Origin of the sequence: Microbacterium sp. zg-Y1090, assembly GCF_030246945.1 — a bacterium.
GTDB classification, from domain to species: domain Bacteria; phylum Actinomycetota; class Actinomycetes; order Actinomycetales; family Microbacteriaceae; genus Microbacterium; species Microbacterium wangruii.
Window position 1 is genome coordinate 2,999,370 of sequence record NZ_CP126742.1, and the last position, 16,663, is coordinate 3,016,032.

At 71.8% G+C, this 16,663-nt stretch carries 18 protein-coding genes; 10 read left to right on the forward strand and 8 right to left on the reverse strand.

The window, feature by feature from the left end:
- Nucleotides 1–33 precede the first annotated feature (33 nt).
- Together QNO26_RS14080 and csrA are read left to right on the forward strand one after the other, a co-directional pair.
- Nucleotides 34–2,034, forward strand: a complete 2,001-nt coding sequence (locus QNO26_RS14080) for a flagellar biosynthesis protein FlhA (RefSeq protein ID WP_306824470.1) — start codon at nucleotides 34–36, stop codon at nucleotides 2,032–2,034.
- A gap of 18 nt (nucleotides 2,035–2,052) precedes the next feature.
- A complete protein-coding gene (gene csrA / locus QNO26_RS14085) occupies nucleotides 2,053–2,334 on the forward strand; it encodes a carbon storage regulator CsrA (RefSeq protein ID WP_257533854.1) in 282 nt (93 codons plus the stop codon).
- 16 nt (nucleotides 2,335–2,350) lie between these two features.
- Here csrA and QNO26_RS14090 read toward each other — a convergent pair whose 3' ends face one another.
- The 4 genes from QNO26_RS14090 to QNO26_RS14105 all read right to left on the reverse strand — a co-directional run bounded on the left by QNO26_RS14090 (nucleotide 2,351) and on the right by QNO26_RS14105 (nucleotide 7,102).
- Nucleotides 2,351–3,697 (reverse strand): dihydrolipoamide acetyltransferase family protein, encoded by a 1,347-nt coding sequence (locus QNO26_RS14090; protein WP_257638549.1) that lies wholly within the window; start codon nucleotides 3,695–3,697, stop codon nucleotides 2,351–2,353.
- A gap of 30 nt (nucleotides 3,698–3,727) precedes the next feature.
- A complete protein-coding gene (locus QNO26_RS14095; RefSeq protein WP_374679387.1) occupies nucleotides 3,728–4,693 on the reverse strand; it encodes an alpha-ketoacid dehydrogenase subunit beta in 966 nt (321 codons plus the stop codon).
- 56 nt (nucleotides 4,694–4,749) lie between these two features.
- Nucleotides 4,750–5,877, reverse strand: a complete 1,128-nt coding sequence (locus QNO26_RS14100) for a thiamine pyrophosphate-dependent dehydrogenase E1 component subunit alpha (protein WP_257533857.1) — start codon at nucleotides 5,875–5,877, stop codon at nucleotides 4,750–4,752.
- 115 nt (nucleotides 5,878–5,992) lie between these two features.
- Nucleotides 5,993–7,102, reverse strand: coding sequence for a histidinol-phosphate transaminase (locus tag QNO26_RS14105; RefSeq protein WP_257533858.1), 1,110 nt, complete (start codon nucleotides 7,100–7,102; stop codon nucleotides 5,993–5,995).
- An 86-nt stretch (nucleotides 7,103–7,188) separates the two neighbouring features.
- Between QNO26_RS14105 and QNO26_RS14110 the strand changes: the two genes are divergently transcribed.
- Nucleotides 7,189–7,584 (forward strand): phage holin family protein, encoded by a 396-nt coding sequence (locus QNO26_RS14110; protein ID WP_257533859.1) that lies wholly within the window; start codon nucleotides 7,189–7,191, stop codon nucleotides 7,582–7,584.
- Here QNO26_RS14110 and QNO26_RS14115 read toward each other — a convergent pair.
- The gene (locus QNO26_RS14115; protein WP_257638550.1) at nucleotides 7,553–8,887 is read right to left on the reverse strand and encodes an alpha/beta hydrolase family protein; all 1,335 of its coding nucleotides are present in this window, start codon (nucleotides 8,885–8,887) and stop codon (nucleotides 7,553–7,555) included. The two genes, QNO26_RS14110 and QNO26_RS14115, sit on opposite strands and share 32 nt — an antisense overlap.
- Complete coding sequence (locus QNO26_RS14120) at nucleotides 8,884–9,156, reverse strand: hypothetical protein (RefSeq protein WP_257533861.1); 273 nt, start codon at nucleotides 9,154–9,156, stop codon at nucleotides 8,884–8,886. Before QNO26_RS14120 ends, QNO26_RS14115 begins: the two co-directional genes overlap by 4 nt.
- Before the next feature lie 114 nt (nucleotides 9,157–9,270).
- Here QNO26_RS14120 and QNO26_RS14125 point away from each other — a divergent pair, with 114 nt between their 5' ends.
- Nucleotides 9,271–9,777: a low molecular weight protein-tyrosine-phosphatase gene (locus tag QNO26_RS14125; protein ID WP_257533862.1), complete on the forward strand. Its 507-nt coding sequence runs from the start codon at nucleotides 9,271–9,273 to the stop codon at nucleotides 9,775–9,777.
- A gap of 35 nt (nucleotides 9,778–9,812) precedes the next feature.
- Nucleotides 9,813–11,204: an adenylosuccinate lyase gene (gene purB / locus QNO26_RS14130; RefSeq protein ID WP_257638551.1), complete on the forward strand. Its 1,392-nt coding sequence runs from the start codon at nucleotides 9,813–9,815 to the stop codon at nucleotides 11,202–11,204.
- Between the two features lie 67 nt (nucleotides 11,205–11,271).
- Here the strand turns inward: purB and QNO26_RS14135 are convergent, their stop codons facing one another.
- Nucleotides 11,272–11,607 (reverse strand): amino acid transporter, encoded by a 336-nt coding sequence (locus tag QNO26_RS14135; RefSeq protein WP_257533864.1) that lies wholly within the window; start codon nucleotides 11,605–11,607, stop codon nucleotides 11,272–11,274.
- Entirely contained in the window at nucleotides 11,604–12,275 is a 672-nt protein-coding gene (locus QNO26_RS14140; RefSeq protein ID WP_257533865.1) for an acyl-CoA synthetase, read from the reverse strand. Before QNO26_RS14140 ends, QNO26_RS14135 begins: the two co-directional genes overlap by 4 nt.
- Before the next feature lie 196 nt (nucleotides 12,276–12,471).
- Here QNO26_RS14140 and QNO26_RS14145 point away from each other — a divergent pair, with 196 nt between their 5' ends.
- The 5 genes from QNO26_RS14145 to QNO26_RS14165 all read left to right on the forward strand — a co-directional run bounded on the left by QNO26_RS14145 (nucleotide 12,472) and on the right by QNO26_RS14165 (nucleotide 16,658).
- The gene (locus QNO26_RS14145) at nucleotides 12,472–13,137 is read left to right on the forward strand and encodes an IclR family transcriptional regulator (protein ID WP_257533866.1); all 666 of its coding nucleotides are present in this window, start codon (nucleotides 12,472–12,474) and stop codon (nucleotides 13,135–13,137) included.
- A gap of 81 nt (nucleotides 13,138–13,218) precedes the next feature.
- Nucleotides 13,219–14,205, forward strand: coding sequence for an ABC transporter substrate-binding protein (locus QNO26_RS14150; RefSeq protein ID WP_257533867.1), 987 nt, complete (start codon nucleotides 13,219–13,221; stop codon nucleotides 14,203–14,205).
- Nucleotides 14,205–15,068 (forward strand): ABC transporter permease, encoded by an 864-nt coding sequence (locus QNO26_RS14155; protein WP_257533868.1) that lies wholly within the window; start codon nucleotides 14,205–14,207, stop codon nucleotides 15,066–15,068. The genes QNO26_RS14150 and QNO26_RS14155 overlap by 1 nt, the downstream gene beginning before the upstream one ends.
- Nucleotides 15,065–15,856, forward strand: coding sequence for an ABC transporter permease (locus QNO26_RS14160; protein WP_257533869.1), 792 nt, complete (start codon nucleotides 15,065–15,067; stop codon nucleotides 15,854–15,856). The genes QNO26_RS14155 and QNO26_RS14160 overlap by 4 nt, the downstream gene beginning before the upstream one ends.
- A 19-nt stretch (nucleotides 15,857–15,875) precedes the next feature.
- Entirely contained in the window at nucleotides 15,876–16,658 is a 783-nt protein-coding gene (locus tag QNO26_RS14165) for an ABC transporter ATP-binding protein (protein ID WP_257533870.1), read from the forward strand.
- Nucleotides 16,659–16,663: the final 5 nt, after the last annotated feature.

Consider the following 16,663-nt stretch of genomic DNA (forward strand, 5'->3'; position numbering starts at 1 on the left):
TCGGCGATCCCCGTCGGCGTGGTGGGCATCATCATGCTGCTCGTGGTGCCGGTGCCGCCGTTCCTGCTCGACGTGCTCATCATCACCAACATCCTGTTCGCGCTGCTGGTGCTGCTGACGTCGATGTTCGTGCGCAAGCCGCTCGACTTCTCGGTGTTCCCGTCGCTGCTGCTGGTGGCCACGCTCTTCCGCCTCGGCCTGAACGTCGCCTCCACCAAGCTCGTGCTGGGCGAGGCGCACGCCGGACAGGTGATCGACGCGTTCGGTGCGATCGCGGTCGGCGGGTCACTGGTGATCGGCTTCGTGGTGTTCCTCATCCTCATCGTCATCCAGTTCGTCGTGGTCACCAAGGGCGCCGAGCGCGTGGCCGAAGTGGGCGCGCGCTTCACGCTGGATGCCATGCCCGGCAAGCAGATGGCGATCGACGCCGACCTGAACGCGGGTCTCATCACCGACGACGAGGCCCGCCGACGGCGCGCGGAGGTGGCCGCCGAAGCCGACTTCTACGGCGCGATGGACGGTGCGTCGAAGTTCGTCAAGGGCGATGCCATCGCCGGCCTCGTGATCATCATCATCAACCTCGTGGGTGGCATCGCCATCGGCGTCATGAGCCACGGCATGGAGATCGGCGAGGCGCTCAACACCTACGCGATCCTCACGATCGGCGACGGACTGGTCACCCAGATCCCGGCACTGCTCATGGCGGTGGCCACCGGCATGATCGTCACCCGCTCCAACGCCGAGGCGGAGATGGGCGAGGAGTCCATGGCGCAGCTCGGCCAGTCGCGCAACGCGCTGATGATCGCGGGCGGGGCGGCTGCGGCGATGTCGCTCATCCCCGGGATGCCGATGCTGCCGTTCCTGGCGATCGCGGCCGTGCTGCTGCTGGTCGCCCAGCGGATGAAGGAAGGCGGGGCCACCGGCGGCGGCGAGGATGACGCGGCCACCGCGACGGCCCCGGCCCTGGACGGCACGGAGGAGCTCATCGAGCGCATGCGCGTTCACTCCCTGGAGATCCTGCTGGCCCCCGACATCGTCGACCTCGTCACGGGCGGGCCCGACGACCTGCTGTCCCGGGTGAAGTCGCTGCGCCGCAAGATCGCCGGCGAGATGGGTCTCGTGGTGCCTCCCGTGCGCACCCGCGACAGCATCGAACTGCCTCCCACGACCTACGTGATCCGGGTCGCCGGAGTCGAGGCCGGCCGCGGCGTCGCCCCACGCGGGTCGCTGCTCGCCCTCGGCCAGGGTTTGGATTCCCTGCCCGGGGAGTCCTCGCCCGAGCCCGTGTTCGGGATCGACGGCAAGTGGGTGCCGCTGGAGATGCGGCACAGCGCGGAGCTGTCGGGGGCGACCGTCATCGACCGGGCCAGCGTCATCATCACCCACCTGTCGAGCATCATCCAGGCCCATGCCGCCCGCCTGCTCAGCCGTGAGGACGTCCGCCACCTCACCGACGGGCTGCGCGAGATCAGCCCCGCCGCGGTGGAAGAGCTCACCCCTGCGCTGCTCTCCCTCGCCGAGGTGCAGCGCGTGCTGCAGGGGCTGCTGTCGGAACGGGTGGCCATCAACGACCTCGCACGCATCTACGAGGCGCTGGCGCTGCGCGCCAAGACCTCCACCGAGCCGGAGGGCCTCATCGAGGCCGCCCGCGCCGCACTGGGGCCGGCGGTGGCCGCCCGCTTCGCGGAGAACGGCCGGCTGCGCATCATCATGATCAATCCGCTGCTGGAGCAGGCGATGCTCGAGGCCCTGCGCCCGGGCGAGGACGGCCCGCAGATCGCGTTCGACCCGCAGCGCCTGGAGGCGGTCATCGAATCCACCCGTGCCGCAGCGGCGGCGGCCGGCCCGGGGGGCGAGCCGGTGCTGGTGTGCGCGCCGTCACTGCGCTCGGCCGTGCGGCGGCTCATCTCCGCGCAGGCCGACGGCCTGCCGGTGCTGTCGTACACCGAGGCCACTTCGGGCGGCCTCACGATCGACACGGTGGGGGTCGTCCGCGACACCGCGAACCACGCCCAGGCCATCGAACCGGCGTGACGGAAGTAGGGTGAACGAATGCTGGTGTTGACGAGGCGGATCGGTGAGCGGGTGATCATCGGCGACGACATCGAGGTGACGGTGCTCGACGTCAAGGGCGACAGCGTGCGCATCGGCATCCAGGCGCCGCGGGAGACCCGCATTCAGCGGGCCGAGATCGTGGCCGCCGTCGCCTCCGAGAACGCCGCGGCCGCAGCCGCGACTGCAGACCCTGCGGCCCTGCTCGGCGCGCTGGCCCGCCGCCGTGACCCCGCGGCCGAGACGTCTCCCGCCGTGGCATCCACCGACCCCGTCGCCTGAGCGGCGCCGCCGGGGGTCAGTCCAGCAGCAGCGCGGGCTCCTCGAGCACGGATGCCACGTCGGCGATGAACCGGCTCATCGCGTCGCCGTCGATCACGCGATGGTCGAACGAGCCCGAGACGGTGGTGACCCACCGGGGGCGCACCTCGCCGTCGACGACCCACGGCTTCTGACGGATCGCGCCCATCGCGACGATGCCCGACTCCCCCGGGTTGATCGTGGGAGTGCCGGCATCCATGCCGAAGACGCCGATGTTGGTGATCGTGATCGTGCCGCCCTGCTGGTCGGCCGGGGCGGTGCGCCCCTCGCGCGCCGTCACCGTGAGACGCTCCAGCGCCCGCGCGAGCTCGCGCATGCTCAGGTCCTGCGCGTCCTTGATGTTCGGCACGAGCAGGCCCCGCGGGGTGGCCGCCGCGATGCCGAGGTTCACGTAGTTGCGCACCCGGATCTCCGCGCCGTCGTCGGTGTCGATCCAGGCGGCGTTGATCATCGGCGTCCGCCGCACCGCCCAGATGACGGCGCGGGCCATGATCAGCAGCGGAGACACCTTGATGTCGGCGAAGTCGGGCGACGTCTTCAGCCGCTTGACCAGCTCCATCGTGCGGCTGGCGTCGACGTCGGTCCAGACCGACACGTGCGGCGCGGTGTAGGCCGAGCGCACCATCGCCGAAGCGGTGGCCTTGCGCACGCCCTTCACCGGGATCGTCTCCTCGCGGCCGTCGTCCGCGGCGGGCGCGGGCGATGCGGCGGGCGCGGCGACCGGGATGGTCTGCTCCCGCTCCTCGGGCCGGTCGGGGGTCTGCAGGTTGCGGAAGACGCTGGCCTGCGACGCCTGCGCGAGCACGTCCTCCCGCGTCACCGCCCCCGCCGGGCCGGTCGGGGTCACCGTGGAGAGCTCGACACCCAGGTCTCGCGCGAGCTTGCGGATCGGCGGCTTCGCGATCACGCCGGCCGAGGCGCGCACCTGCTGCTGCGGGCTGTGACTGCGCGCCGGGCGGCGCCGTGACGCGACGGCGCCGGGAGTGCCGTATCCCACCAGCACCGAGCCGCCGCCCTCGTCGGATGCCGCCGGCTCGCCGTGCTCGGAATGCCCGACCACCGCGGGCTCCGCGACCTGGGCCGCGGCGGCGGCGATCGTGATGATCGGGGCGCCCACGGCGACCGTGGCGCCCTCTGCGGCCAGCAGCTCGCCCACCGTGCCGGCGAACGGCGACGGCAGCTCGACGAGGGACTTGGCCGTCTCGATCTCGACGATGACGTCGTTCACGGCGACGGCATCGCCGGGCGCCACGCGCCACTGCACGATCTCGGCCTCGGTCAGTCCCTCACCGACGTCGGGCAGGACGAAGGTCTGCGTGCTCATGCGTGGTCCTTTCGCAGCGGCCCTGCGGCCTCAATGGGCGAGAACGCGATCGACGGCCTCGAGGATGCGATCGGCATCCGGAAGGTAGACGCCCTCCAGCTTCGCGGGCGGGAACGGCACATCGAAGCCCGACACCCGCAGCACCGGGGCCTCGAGGGCGTAGAAGGCGCGCTCCATGACGGTGGCGGCCACCTCCGACCCCACCGACGTGAAGCCGGGCGCCTCCTGCGCGTAGACCATGCGGCCGGTGCGACGCACCGAGTCGAGGATCGGGGCGTAGTCGACGGGCGACAGCGAGCGCAGGTCGATCACCTCGCACGAGGTGCCCTCGCCTTCGGCGAGCGCGGCGGCCTGCAGCAGGGTGGTGACCATGGCGCCGTGACCGACCAGGGTGACATCCGTGCCGCGGCGCACGACGCGGGAGGCGTGCAACGGCACGGCACGCGCCGTGGTGTCGACCTCGCCCTTGGCCCAGTACCTGGCCTTCGGCTCGAGGAAGATCACCGGGTCGGGCGAGGCGATGGCATCCTGGATCATCCAGTAGGCGTCGTTCGCGGTCGACGGCGACACGACCCGCAGGCCCGCGGTGTGCGTGAAGTACGCCTCCGGGCTCTCCTGGTGGTGCTCGACGGCGCCGATGTGCCCGCCGTAGGGGATGCGGATGACGACCGGCATCTGCAGCCGGCCCTCGGAGCGGTTGGTGAGCTTGGCCAGCTGGGTGGTGATCTGGTCGAACCCGGGAAAGACGAAGCCGTCGAACTGGATCTCGACGACCGGGCGGAACCCCGCCATGGCCAGCCCGATCGCGGTGCCGATGATGCCCGATTCCGCGAGCGGGGTGTCGAGCACGCGCTGCTCGCCGAACTCGGCCTGCAGCCCTTCGGTCACGCGGAACACGCCGCCCAGGCGGCCGATGTCCTCGCCCATCAGCAGCACGTGGTCGTCGGCGGCCATGGCCGCGCGGAGCCCGGCGTTCAGCGCGCGGCCCAGCGGCATGCTGGTCACCGCGGCGGTGGTCGCCGCCGTCGTCGCGGCCGTCGTCGTCGGAGCGGTCATGATGCCTCCTCCGTGAACGCCGCCTCATAGTCGGCCAGCCACTGTCGCTGCTCGTCGATGAGCGGATGCGCCTCGCTGTAGACATGGGCGAACATCGACTCGGCGGGGATCGTCCCGAGCGCGTTGGTGCGGGTGCGCACGTCGTCGGCGAGCGCCTGCGCCTCGGCGTCGACGTCGGCGAAGAACTCGTCCGCCGCGCCGCGCCCCTGCAGGAAGGTGCGCATGCGCACCAGCGGGTCGCGCTGCGTCCAGGACTGCTCCTCGTCGGAGGTGCGGTACTTCGTGGGGTCGTCGCTGGTCGTGTGCGCGCCCATGCGGTAGGTCATCGCCTCGATGGCGCGCGGCCCGTCGCCGGCGCGCGCCTCGTCGAGGGCGCGTCTGGTGACGGCGTAGCTGGCGAGCACGTCGTTGCCGTCGACGAGGATCGAGGGCATGTAGCCCGCGGCCCGCAGGTGCAGCGGGGTGCGCGACTGCGTTGCCACCGGCACCGAGATCGCCCACTGGTTGTTCTGCAGGAAGAACACCTGGGGCACGCGGTAGCTCGCCGCGAACACCATGGCCTCGTGCACATCGCCCTGGCTGGACGCTCCGTCGCCGTAGTAGACCACGACCGCCTCGTCGCGCTCGGGGTCGCCGGTGGCGGTGCGGCCGTCGAAGACCAGGCCCATGCCGTACCCGGTGGCGTGCAGCGTGTGCGCACCGAGCACGAGCGTGTACGGGCGGGTGTTGCCGTTGCCCGGGTCCGCCGGGTCCCAGCCGCCGTGGGTGAGTCCGCGCATGAGACGGATGATGTCGACCGGATCGACGCCGCGGATGGTGCACACGACGTGCTCGCGGTACGACGGGAAGATGTGGTCCTGTGCACGCGCGGCGCGGGCCGAGCCGACCTGCGCGGCCTCCTGCCCGAACGACGGCGGCCACAGCGCCAGCTGGCCCTGTCGCTGCAGGTTCGTCGCCTGCCGGTCGAACGCGCGGCTGATGACCATGTCGCGGTAGAACCGCTCGAGGTCGGCGTCGTCGATCGCCTCGACGAGGTCGAGGTACGGCTCGGCGGCGGGGGTCGGCGCGAACGATCCGTCGGCCGCGAGGACGCGCACGAGGGCGGGATCTTCGGGCTGGATCATGGTCCTACGCTAATGCCCCCCGCGGTGCCCGCCGTGCTGGACATCCCACAACGGATGCCGCGATCCGCAGTGTCCGATCCACAGTCCGGTCGCCGGATCGCGGTGTTCCGGGGCGTCAGCGCCGGCGTGCCGGGTGGTCAGCGGGCAGCAGTGAGAGCGCCGACGCGGCGGCCTCGGCGATGTCGGGGAGCGACTCCTCTTCGCCGACCGAGATGCGCACGCCGTCCCCGGCGAAGGGACGCACGACCAGCCCGGCATCCTCGAAGCGCGGGGCGACCTCGAGGGTGTACTCCGCGGCGGGCAGCCACACGAAGTTGCCCTGCGCCTCGGGAACGTTCCAGCCGATCTCCCGCAGGATCGACGCGAGGCGGTCGCGACGGTCGGTGATCACGGCGACGCGGGCGATGAGCTCGTCCTCGGCATCGAGGCTGGCCAGCGCCGCACCTTCGGCCTGAGCCGTGACCGACAGCGGGATGCCGGTCGTGCGCGCCGCGTCGAGGACGCGCGGGTTTCCCACGCCGTAGCCGATCCGCAGCCCGGCGAGCCCGTAGGCCTTGGAGAAGGTGCGCAGCACGACGACGTTCGGGTGCCCCGCCGCCAGCACCCGGCCGCCGTCGACGGCGGCGGGGTCGGTGACGAACTCGGCGTACGCCTCGTCGAGCACGACGAGCAGGTCGCGGGGAAGACGGTCGAGGAAGGCCTCGAAGTCCCGCTGCGTGACGATGGGTCCGGTGGGGTTGTTCGGGCTGCACACGAGCACCATGCGGGTGCGCTCGGTCACCGCGTCGGCCATCGCGTCGAGATCATGCGCGCCGTCGGCGGTGAGGGGCACGGCGATCGCCGTCGCGCCGGCCACCGCGGCCAGCCCCGGGTAGGCCTCGAACGAGCGCCAGGCGTACATCAGCTCGTCGCCCGGCCCGCAGGTCGCGAGCGCGAGCTGCTGCAGGATCGACACGCTGCCGGCGGCGACGTGCACGCTGTCGGCGCCCACACCGAACCGGGCGGCCAGCCGGGCGCGCAGCCGCGACGCCGATGCGTCGGGGTAGCGATTGACCGAGGTCACGGTGCGCAGCGCCTCGACGACGCTGGGCAGCGGCTCGAACGGGTTCTCATTGCTCGACAGCTTGAACGCGTCGGCGCCGGCCTGGCGTCCCTGCTTGTAGGCAGGAAGGGCCGCGATCTCGGGACGGATGCGCACGGGCGGGGGCGTAGGGGCCTCAGTCACGATTGTGAGCCTACAAGCGCCCGCAGCCCGCGCATGTCACGCGCGTCTGTCGGGCCCGCGCAAGGGCTCATGCCACACTGCAGAGCATGCGATTCATCATCCGTGTGGTCATCAACGCGTTCGCCATCTGGATCGCCACCCTGATTCCGGTGCTGCAGGTCACGGTCATCGCCTTCCCCCCGGGCGAGACGCTCCAGCTGGTGCTGACCCTGCTCGCGGTGGCCGCGATCTTCGCGATCGTGAACACCGTCATCGGCACGGTGGTGAAGATCGTCGCCTTCCCGCTGTACATCCTCACCCTCGGTCTCATCTCGCTGATCATCAACGGCTTCCTGCTGTGGCTGACGGCGTGGATCACCTCGTTCTGGCAATGGGGCCTGCGCGTGGAGGACTTCTGGTGGGGCGTCGTCGCGGCGATCGTCATCTCCCTCATCAACTGGATCTTCGGCATCATCCTGCGCCCGCAGCGCCGCCGCGTCTGACCGGGTCGCCCGGCCGCACCGCACCCCAGACCGCCGTCTCGACCGCGACCGCGGCGCCGAGATCCGCCCAGACCGCCCGTACGGCGCCCATGCGCGGATCGGCGCTGACGTCGAGCTGTTCGGCGCTGTCGACGTAGGCGGTCATGTGGTGGCTCGGCGCGAGCAGGTCCCCGACATCCGGGCGCGGGTCGGCAAGCCGCTCGGCGACGAAGCTGCCGGGTGCCCCGGCAGCTTCAGGCAGGCCGCCGTCGGTGAGCGCGACGACGGGGTCGTCGGCATGGCGCACCGTGACGCTCAGCAGGGTCTGCGTGCCGACGGCGGCCACGACCGGCGAGCCGAAGGTGACCACGGTGCGGGTGTCGAATGCGCCCTCTGCGGCCAGACGCGCGGCGATCATGCCGCCCTGGGAGTGACCGAAGGCGTGCACGGCGTCGCCCTCGCCCGCGCCCGCCGCCTGCAGTGCCGCGACGACCGCGGTGTACGACGCGGACAGCCCGCCGCCGTAGAGCTCCAGGTTCGACTGCATGTCGAACGGGTCGGTCCCCCCGGCGGTGGGTGTCTGCGTGCCGGCGATGTAGACGGCGAACTGGGCGGAGCCGTCGGGCATGGTGTACTTCTCCACCCGTATGCGAGCCTGACCCTCCCCCGGCACGCGGGATGCCGCCTCGGCCAGCGACGCCGGCGGGCCGCCGCGGGCGGTGCGTCGCAGCGGCAGCAGGTCCGCGGGCGGCGCCGGCGCCGGCGGTGCGGATGCCGCATGGATCGTGCCGCCACCGCGGGCGCGGATCACCTGCCGGAGCACGGGCAGGCCCACCGACAGTGCACCGACGGCGAAGGGGCCGGCATGAAGGGCCAATGCCAGCGCCTGACCGCCCAGCGCCGCACCGGTGTCGGCGCGCCAGGCCGCCACTGCGGCATCCGCCGCCCGCGCGGCGTCGGGGTCATCCAGACGCGCGAGGGCGAGCGCCATCCGAGCCCGCACGATCATCGCACCGTCGCCGCGCGCCTGCGCCGCCGCCAGCGCCGCGCGGAGCTCGACGATCGCGTACACCTCGGAGGCCTGGCGCAGCCGCGCGGCCAGGTCGCGGGCCGCGGCGGCGAGCGCGGCGATGTCGTCGGCGAGCGCATCCAGCCCGTCTTGATCGGCGAACATCACCCCGATCACCTCGGCCGCTGCGGCGCGCGCACCCGCACCCGCGTCGTCGAGGTCGGCCGCGACGAGCTCGAATCCGGCGGCGGCGGCATCCAGCGACGCCGTGTCGACGGCCACGGCCCCGCCGCCGCGGATCTCCAGCGCGCTCATGACGACGGCGGCGACAGGCTCTCGAGCATGGCCCGCGTGCGCCGGAGCCCCTGCTGCAGCCGCTCCAGCGGCCAGTCGAGCAGCCAGATCGCCGTCGACCAGTCGGCCACCGAGGCGCGGAAGGCCTCGGCGGCGCTGGACTGCCAGTCGGTCTGCGCGGCCAGAGCGCCGGCTCGCGCGCGCAGCCCGGCCAGATCGGCGGCGACCGCGGCGATGCGGCGAGAGGCGGCATCCACCCGCTCGATCTCTGCGCGGCCGGCGTTCTGCATGCCCTCGACTCTCGCGGTGCGCGCGCACGCGCGGGGCGGCCGTGAGCGATCCGTGGACATCTCGCGCCGAATCGGGGCCTGTGCAGACGGCCGCGGAGTCGCCATGATGGGTGGATGACCGCCGCCGTGGACCCGTTCCGCGTCGTCTTCGTCTGCACCGGGAACATCTGCCGCTCACCCATGGCCGATGTCGTGTTCCGTTCGCTCTCGCAGCGGGCGGGGCTCGATCATCGCGTCTCGTCGTGGAGCGCAGGCACCGGCGACTGGCACGTGGGCGAACGCGCCGACTCCCGCACCCTCGAGGCGCTGGCACGACGCGGCTACGACGGCGAACGCCATCGGGCGCGGCAGTTCATGCAGGAGGACTTCCACGCCTCCGATCTCGTCGTCGCCCTCGACCGCAGCCACGAGCGGATCCTCCTGCAGTGGGCGCGCACGCCCACCGACGCGGACAAGGTGTCCCTGCTGCGCACGTTCGACGCCGCCGCCGGCGAGCAGCTCGACGTGCCCGACCCGTACTACGCGGGCGCGGAGATGTTCGATGAGGTGCTCGGTATGATCGAGAACGCGTGCCGGGCGCTCTTCCGGCAACTCGAACCCGCGGTCCGCCAGCTCCGCTGAGCGCGCCGAGCCGCGCCCCAGCCATCGGAGACCGCGTGTCCACGTCCCTCCCCCCGCAGCCGCTCAGCCCCCTCGACGGTCGCTACCGCGCGGCCGTGTCCGGTCTGGCCGACTATCTCTCCGAGGCCGGCCTCAACCGCGCCCGGGTCGAGGTCGAGGTCGAGTGGATCATCGCCCTCACCGATCGGTCGCTGTTCGGCACCGCCCCGCTGTCCGAGGCCGACAAGACCGCCCTGCGGCGCCTGTACCGCGAGTTCGGTCAGAGCGAGATCGACTGGCTGGCCGAGAAGGAGGCGGTGACCCGCCACGACGTGAAGGCCGTCGAGTACCTCGTGCGCGACCGGCTGTCGACGCTGGGACTGCACGGCATCGCCGAGCTCGCGCACTTCGCCTGCACGAGCGAGGACATCAACTCCGCTTCGTACGCCCTGACCGTGCAGCGCGCCGTCGAGCGGGTGTGGCTGCCGAAGCTGCATTCGGTCATCGAGAAGCTGCGCGCGCTGGCCGTCGAGCACAAGGATGCCGCGATGCTCTCACGCACCCACGGGCAGCCGGCGACCCCCTCGACGATGGGCAAGGAGCTCGGCGTGTTCGTCTGGCGGCTCGAGCGCGTCGCCGCGCAGATCGCGGGCGGCGAGTACCTCGCGAAGTTCTCCGGCGCCACCGGCACCTGGTCGGCCCACGTGGCCGCCGAGCCCGATGTGGACTGGCCCGCGCTGTCGCGCGGCTTCATCGAAGGGCTGGGCATCGGCTTCAACCCGCTGACGACGCAGATCGAGTCGCACGACTGGCAGGTGGAGCTGTACGACCGCGCCCGCCACGCCGGCGGCATCCTGCACAACCTCGCCACCGATGTCTGGACGTACATCTCGATGGGCTTCTTCGCCCAGATCCCGGTCGCCGGGGCCACCGGATCGTCGACGATGCCGCACAAGATCAACCCGATCCGCTTCGAGAACGCCGAGGCGAACCTCGAGATCGCCGGCGGACTGTTCGGCACCCTCGCGCAGACCCTCGTCACGTCACGGCAGCAGCGCGACCTCACGGACTCCACGACGCAGCGCAACATCGGCGTCGCGTTCGGGCACTCGCTGCTCGCGCTGGACAACCTCGAGCGCGGTCTCGGTGAGATCTCACTGTCGCGCGAGGTGCTGCTGGGCGACCTCGACGCCAACTGGGAGGTGCTGGCCGAGGCGATCCAGACCGTCGTGCGCGCGGAGATCGTCGCCGGCCGCTCGCAGATCACCGACCCCTACGCGCTGCTGAAGGACCTCACCCGTGGCCGCCGCGTCGGCGCCGCCGAGCTCGCGGAGTTCGTGAGCGGACTGGACATCGGCGACGCGGCGAAGCAGCGTCTGCTGGCGCTCACCCCTGCCGGCTACACCGGCCTGGCCGCCGCCCTCGTCGACACCCTGCTCGCGGAGTGAGCATCCGCCCCGCGGGGTGAGCACTCCCTCCTGCGGGTGAGCCCCGCTCGGGCGGGTGAGCGCGGCGTCAGCGCTTGTCGTCGCCGTCCGGCGCCTCTCCGGCGTCGCCGGCGTCACTGCGGTCGGTGCGCATGACCGGCCCGTCGATGGTCTTGGTCACCTGCGCCGGGTCGACCACGAGGATGAGCAGCGCGACCACGACCAGCGTCGCGATGAATGACACCCCCGCCACGATGGCGGCGACGACCCATGCCCGCTGGATGTCCTCAGCAGGCCCGGCCTGCAGCGCCCCCATCGACATGAGGGTCACGAGCCCCCCGAAGGCCGCGGCGGCGAAGGCGAACCCCAGCAGCTGCACGGGCTTGAGCAGCTCGCGACGGGTGGGACGGGTGGGCTCGGTCATGACCGACCTCCGGATTCGGTGACGACCGGGGGCTGGGCCCCGGTGTCGGTGGGGCGCGGCGAGAACCCCGCGATGCCGAGGAAGACCCCGATGATCGCCGCGTAGGCGCCGAAGATGCCGACGCCGATGACGGTGCCGGTGAGGGTGAACCAGGAGCCGGCCTCGTCGACGAAGTAGTCCAGACGGTAGCCGGCGGGCACGGCCAGCATCCCGAGCCCGAGGGCGAGCGTCAGCGCACCGACGACGATGGCGTCACGGGCCTCTCCCCGCTCGACGGCCGTGGCGGGCGAGTCCTCTGCCCGCGCCCGACGGCGGGCGAGGATGCCGGAGACCAGCTCGGTGGCGCCGCTCGCCAGCGCCCAGACGATGATGAGGACGAAGAACGTGGTGGTGGTGCGCCACCCCGACACCCCGCCGACCATGCCCGCGAGCAGGGTCAGGATGCCGAGGAGCACGACCGTGCCGCGCCGGCCGGCCGGGTAGACGAGCCAGGCCGACAGCAGCAGCACGAGGGCGGTCGCCACGGCGAACCCGCTGAACACCGCCAGGCCGACCACGGCGGAGTGGTCGGGGGTGAACGTGATCATGATCCCCGCGGTCAGCGCGAACAGGGCGCGCGCGAGCTGCAGGTGGCGCACGTCGAACGTACGGGCGGAGGTGTCGGACACGGCGGAACTCGTCAGCTCGAAGCGAAGGGGAACCCTTCCAGTGTAGTTCGCCCGCGGCTGGGGTAAGGCTGGCCGCCCTGCCCGTCCGAGCGGCCTTTCCACAGAGCGGCAAACATCTGTTGCCTGCCGGAAACGTGGGCGAAAAGGCCGGTGCATCTCGCGTGGATACGTTCGACGCGACCGGAGGAGACCTGCCATGACCGAAGTCGCGACGCGTTCGGCGGAACGCACACTGTCGCTGCTCGCGATCGTGTGCGAGCGCGGTCGCGTCACCCTCTCCGCCGCGTCCCGCGCGACCGGGCTGGCCCCGAGCACAGCACTGCGACTGCTGCGCACGCTGGAGAAGACCGGATTCGTGCGCCGCGAGGAGTCCGGCGAGTTCGTCCCCGGCGGGCGGGTGCTGCAGTTCGGTCTGCGCGCACTCGGAGCGGACACCCTGGTCGACCTCGTCTGGCCGGCGATGCAGCGCATCGTCGCGCTCACCGGGGAATCGGTCTATCTCAGCATCCGCTCCCACGCCGACACCGCCTCCTACATCGCCGCCCTCGAGGGGACGCGGGCGGTGCGCCACCGGTCGTGGGTCGGTGAATCGATCCCGCTGGCCGGCACCGCTGCGGGTGCCGCCCTGGACGGCGTCGGTCTGACGCGCGGCTACGCCGTCGCGGAGGGCGAGGTCGAATCGGATGCCACCGCCGTCGCCGTGCCGCTGCGCTCGGGGGGTCGCACGCTCGCGGCCCTCAGCGTCGTCGCCCCGAGCTTCCGATGCACGCCCGCGGCGATCGAGGCCTGGGGAACGCTGCTGCGCGCCGAGGCCGAACGCCTGCTGACCCCCGTCGACGCCATCCCCGTCGACGCCGCCTGATCCGTCGCCGCTCCCTCGTCCCCCGTCCGCGCCCTCACCCGCCCGAACCCGAATCCGAACCCGAACCGAAGGAAGCCCCGCATGAAGACATCCACCCGCGCCGCGGCCGTTGCCGCCGTCGCCACCCTGGCCGCCGTGCTCACCGCCTGCAGCCCGAGCAGCCCCGCCGGGGAGAGCACTCCCGACGCAGCGGATGCCACGACGCTGGACAGCGTCACCGTCGGCATCCTCGCCATCGCCGACCTCGTGCCGATCCACATGGGCCTGGAGGCCGGGGTGTTCGAGGAGCACGGCATCGACCTCGAGCTGGAGTTCGCCCAGGGCGGCGCGGCCATCGTGCCGGCCGTCGTGTCGGGAGAGTACGACTTCGGCTACAGCAACGTCGTGTCGCTGCTGGTCGCCCACGAGAACAGCATCCCGATCCAGATCGTCTCCAACGGGTCGAGCTCGTCGGGCGTCGCCGGCGCGGATGCCACCGAGGTCGCGGCCCTCGCCGACAGCGGCATCGAGGACGCGCTGGACCTGCAGGGCAAGCGCGTCGCCATCAACGCCCTCGGCAACTTCGGCGAGATCACGATCCGCAACTCCATCGCCGCCGCCGGTGGCGACCCCGATGCCGTGACCTTCGTCGAGATCCCCTACCCCAACATGCCTGCGCAGCTGGCGGCCGGCGAAGTGGATGCCGCCTGGACCACCGAGCCCTTCCGCAGCCAGATCCTCGCGGAAGGCGGCGCCATCGTCGCGAGCCCGATGACGGACATGTCCGACAGCTTCGACTCGGCGTACTTCTTCACCTCCACCGCGCTGGCCGCCGACGACGCCGATCTGGTGTCCCGCTTCACCGCGGCCGTGCACGAGTCCTTCGCCCTGGCGATGGAGGACGAAGCGGCGACCCGCGCCGCCCTGGTCGACTTCAACGAGCTCGACGAGGCCACGGCCAAGACGATCGCGATGCCCACCTGGCACCCGGAGATCAACCGCGACGGCCTGGAGGCCTTGGCCGCCGCCGCGAAGACCTACGGCGTGCTGCGCGAGGACCCCGACTACACGAGTTTCCTCGGCGAGTGATGACCGCGGAACTGCGATCCGCAGCCGCGCCGCACGCGGAGCGGGAGGCCGTGCAGGCCTCCCGCTCCACCCGGCGGCGGGTCCTGCCGCCTCGGCTGGTGAACCCGCTGCTCGGGGCGGCCGGCCTTCTCGTCTTCGGCCTCGCCGGCGAGCTGCTGCCGGCCCTCGGGGTCGTACGGCCGCAGGACCTCCCTCCGACGAGCGCCGTGCTGTCGGCGCTGGTCGGCATGCTCGGCGACGCAACGCTCTGGCAGGCGATCTACGACACGCTCTACGTGTGGGCGCTGGGATTGACGCTGTCGTCTGCGGCGGGGATCGCCCTGGGTCTCGTGATCGGCCAGCTGCCCCCGGTGCGGCGCGCGACGGCATCCCTCATCGAGATCCTGCGCCCGATTCCGTCGGTCGCGCTCATCCCGCTCGTGGTGCTCCTGTTCGGGCCGCGTTATGAGTCGGCGCTCGTGCTCGTCGTGTACGCCGCGTTCTGGCAGGTGCTCGTGCAGACCATCTACGGCGCCGCCGACGTCGACCCCGTCGTGATGGCGACCGCCCGCTCGTACCGGCTCAGCCTGTGGCGCCGGGTGACGACGGTCATCTGGCCGAGCGCCCTGCCCTTCGTCATGACCGGCATCCGCCTGGCGGCCACCGTCGCGCTCGTGCTGACGGTGACCGCGCAGCTGCTCATCGGCACCCCGGGCATCGGCAAGGCCATCGCCCTCGCCGAGTCCGCCGGCGCGACCGACCGGCTGTACGCCCTCGTGATCGTCACGGGCCTGCTCGGCGTCGCCGTCAACACCGGCATCCGCATCGCCGAGCGCCACCTGCTGCGCTGGCACAACTCGACCCGGACGGAGCGCGGCGCATGAGACGTTCACGACTGACCGTCGTCGGCAACGCCGTCGCGCTGCCGCTTCTGCTGGCGGTGCTCTGGTGGGTGGCCAGCGCCGACTCCGAGAGCATCTACTTTCCCTCGCTGCAGAAGATCCTCGGGGCCTTCCCCGAGACCTGGCTCGACGACGGGTGGGGCTCGAGCATCATCGTCGACGGCGTCCCGTCGGTGGCACGGCTCGCCATCGGCTTCGCCTCGGCCGCCCTCATCGCCGTCGCGCTCGGCACGGCGATCGGACTGCACCCGCGCCTGCGGGCGTTCGTCGAGCCGGTCCTCGAGCTGGTGCGTGCCATTCCCGGCCCCGTGCTGGTGCCGGTCGTGTCGCTGTTCGCCGGGATCGGCGACGGCATGAAGGTCGCGGTGATCACGCTGGGGGCGCTCTGGCCGATCCTGCTCAACACGATCGACGGCGTGCGCGGGGTGGACCCGGTCATGACCGAGACGGCCCGCTCGTACCACCTCAGCCGGCCCCGTCGGCTGATCGCCCTCGTGCTCCCCGCCGCATCGCCGCAGATCTTCGCCGGAATGCGCCAGGGGCTGTCGGTCGGCATCATCCTGATGGTCATCTCCGAGATGTTCGCGGCCACCAACGGCCTCGGGTTCTCGGTCGTGCAGTTCCAACGCAACTTCGCGCTTCCCGAGATGTGGACCGGGATCATCGTGCTCGGCACCCTCGGACTGCTCGCCTCCCTCGTCCTTCAGTTCGCCGAGACGCGCGTGCTCCGCTGGTATACGGGGCTGCGGGCGGCGGACCACGAATCCTGAACCGAAAAGAGTGCGCACCATGCTCAGCGTCACCCACCTCCAGAAGATCTACGGCAGCGGTCCGACCGCCTTCGAGGCGCTCCGCGACGTGGACTTCTCCGTCCGCCAGGGCGAGTTCGTCTGCCTGGTCGGCCCGTCCGGCAGCGGCAAGACCACGCTGCTGAAGAACATGGCCGGGCTCATGACCCCCACCGCCGGCGAGGTGGTCGTCGACGGGCGCCGGGTCGCTGGTCCGCCCAAGGGCCTGGCGCTCGTCTTCCAGGAGTACGGCCGCAGCCTGTTCCCGTGGCTCAAGGTCGGCCAGAACGTCGAGCTGCCGCTGAAGGAGCTGCGTCTGTCGGCCGCCGAACGCCGGCAACGGGTGCGGGACGCCCTCGAGCACGTCGGTCTCGGCGCGAACGCCGACTCCTACCCCTGGCAGATGTCGGGCGGGATGCAGCAGCGCGCGGCCATCGCGCGGGCGATCGCCTACCAGCCCAAGGTGCTCCTCATGGACGAGCCGTTCGCCGCCGTCGACGCGCAGACCCGCGCCGACCTCGAAGACCTCATCCGCCGGATCTGGGACGAGCTCGGCATCACGACCCTGTTCGTCACACACGACATCGACGAGGCGGTGTATCTCGCGGAGCGCGTCATCGTGCTGTCGTCGTCGCCGACCTTCGTGCAGCGGGAGATGATCGTCGACCTGCCGAGGGAGCGCGACCAGCTGACCACCCGCTCGCTGCCGAGGTTCGCCGAGCTGCGGCACGACCTGTATGCCGAGATCCAGCGGGCGAAGGTCACGACGGCGCCGGCCGTGTGAGCCGG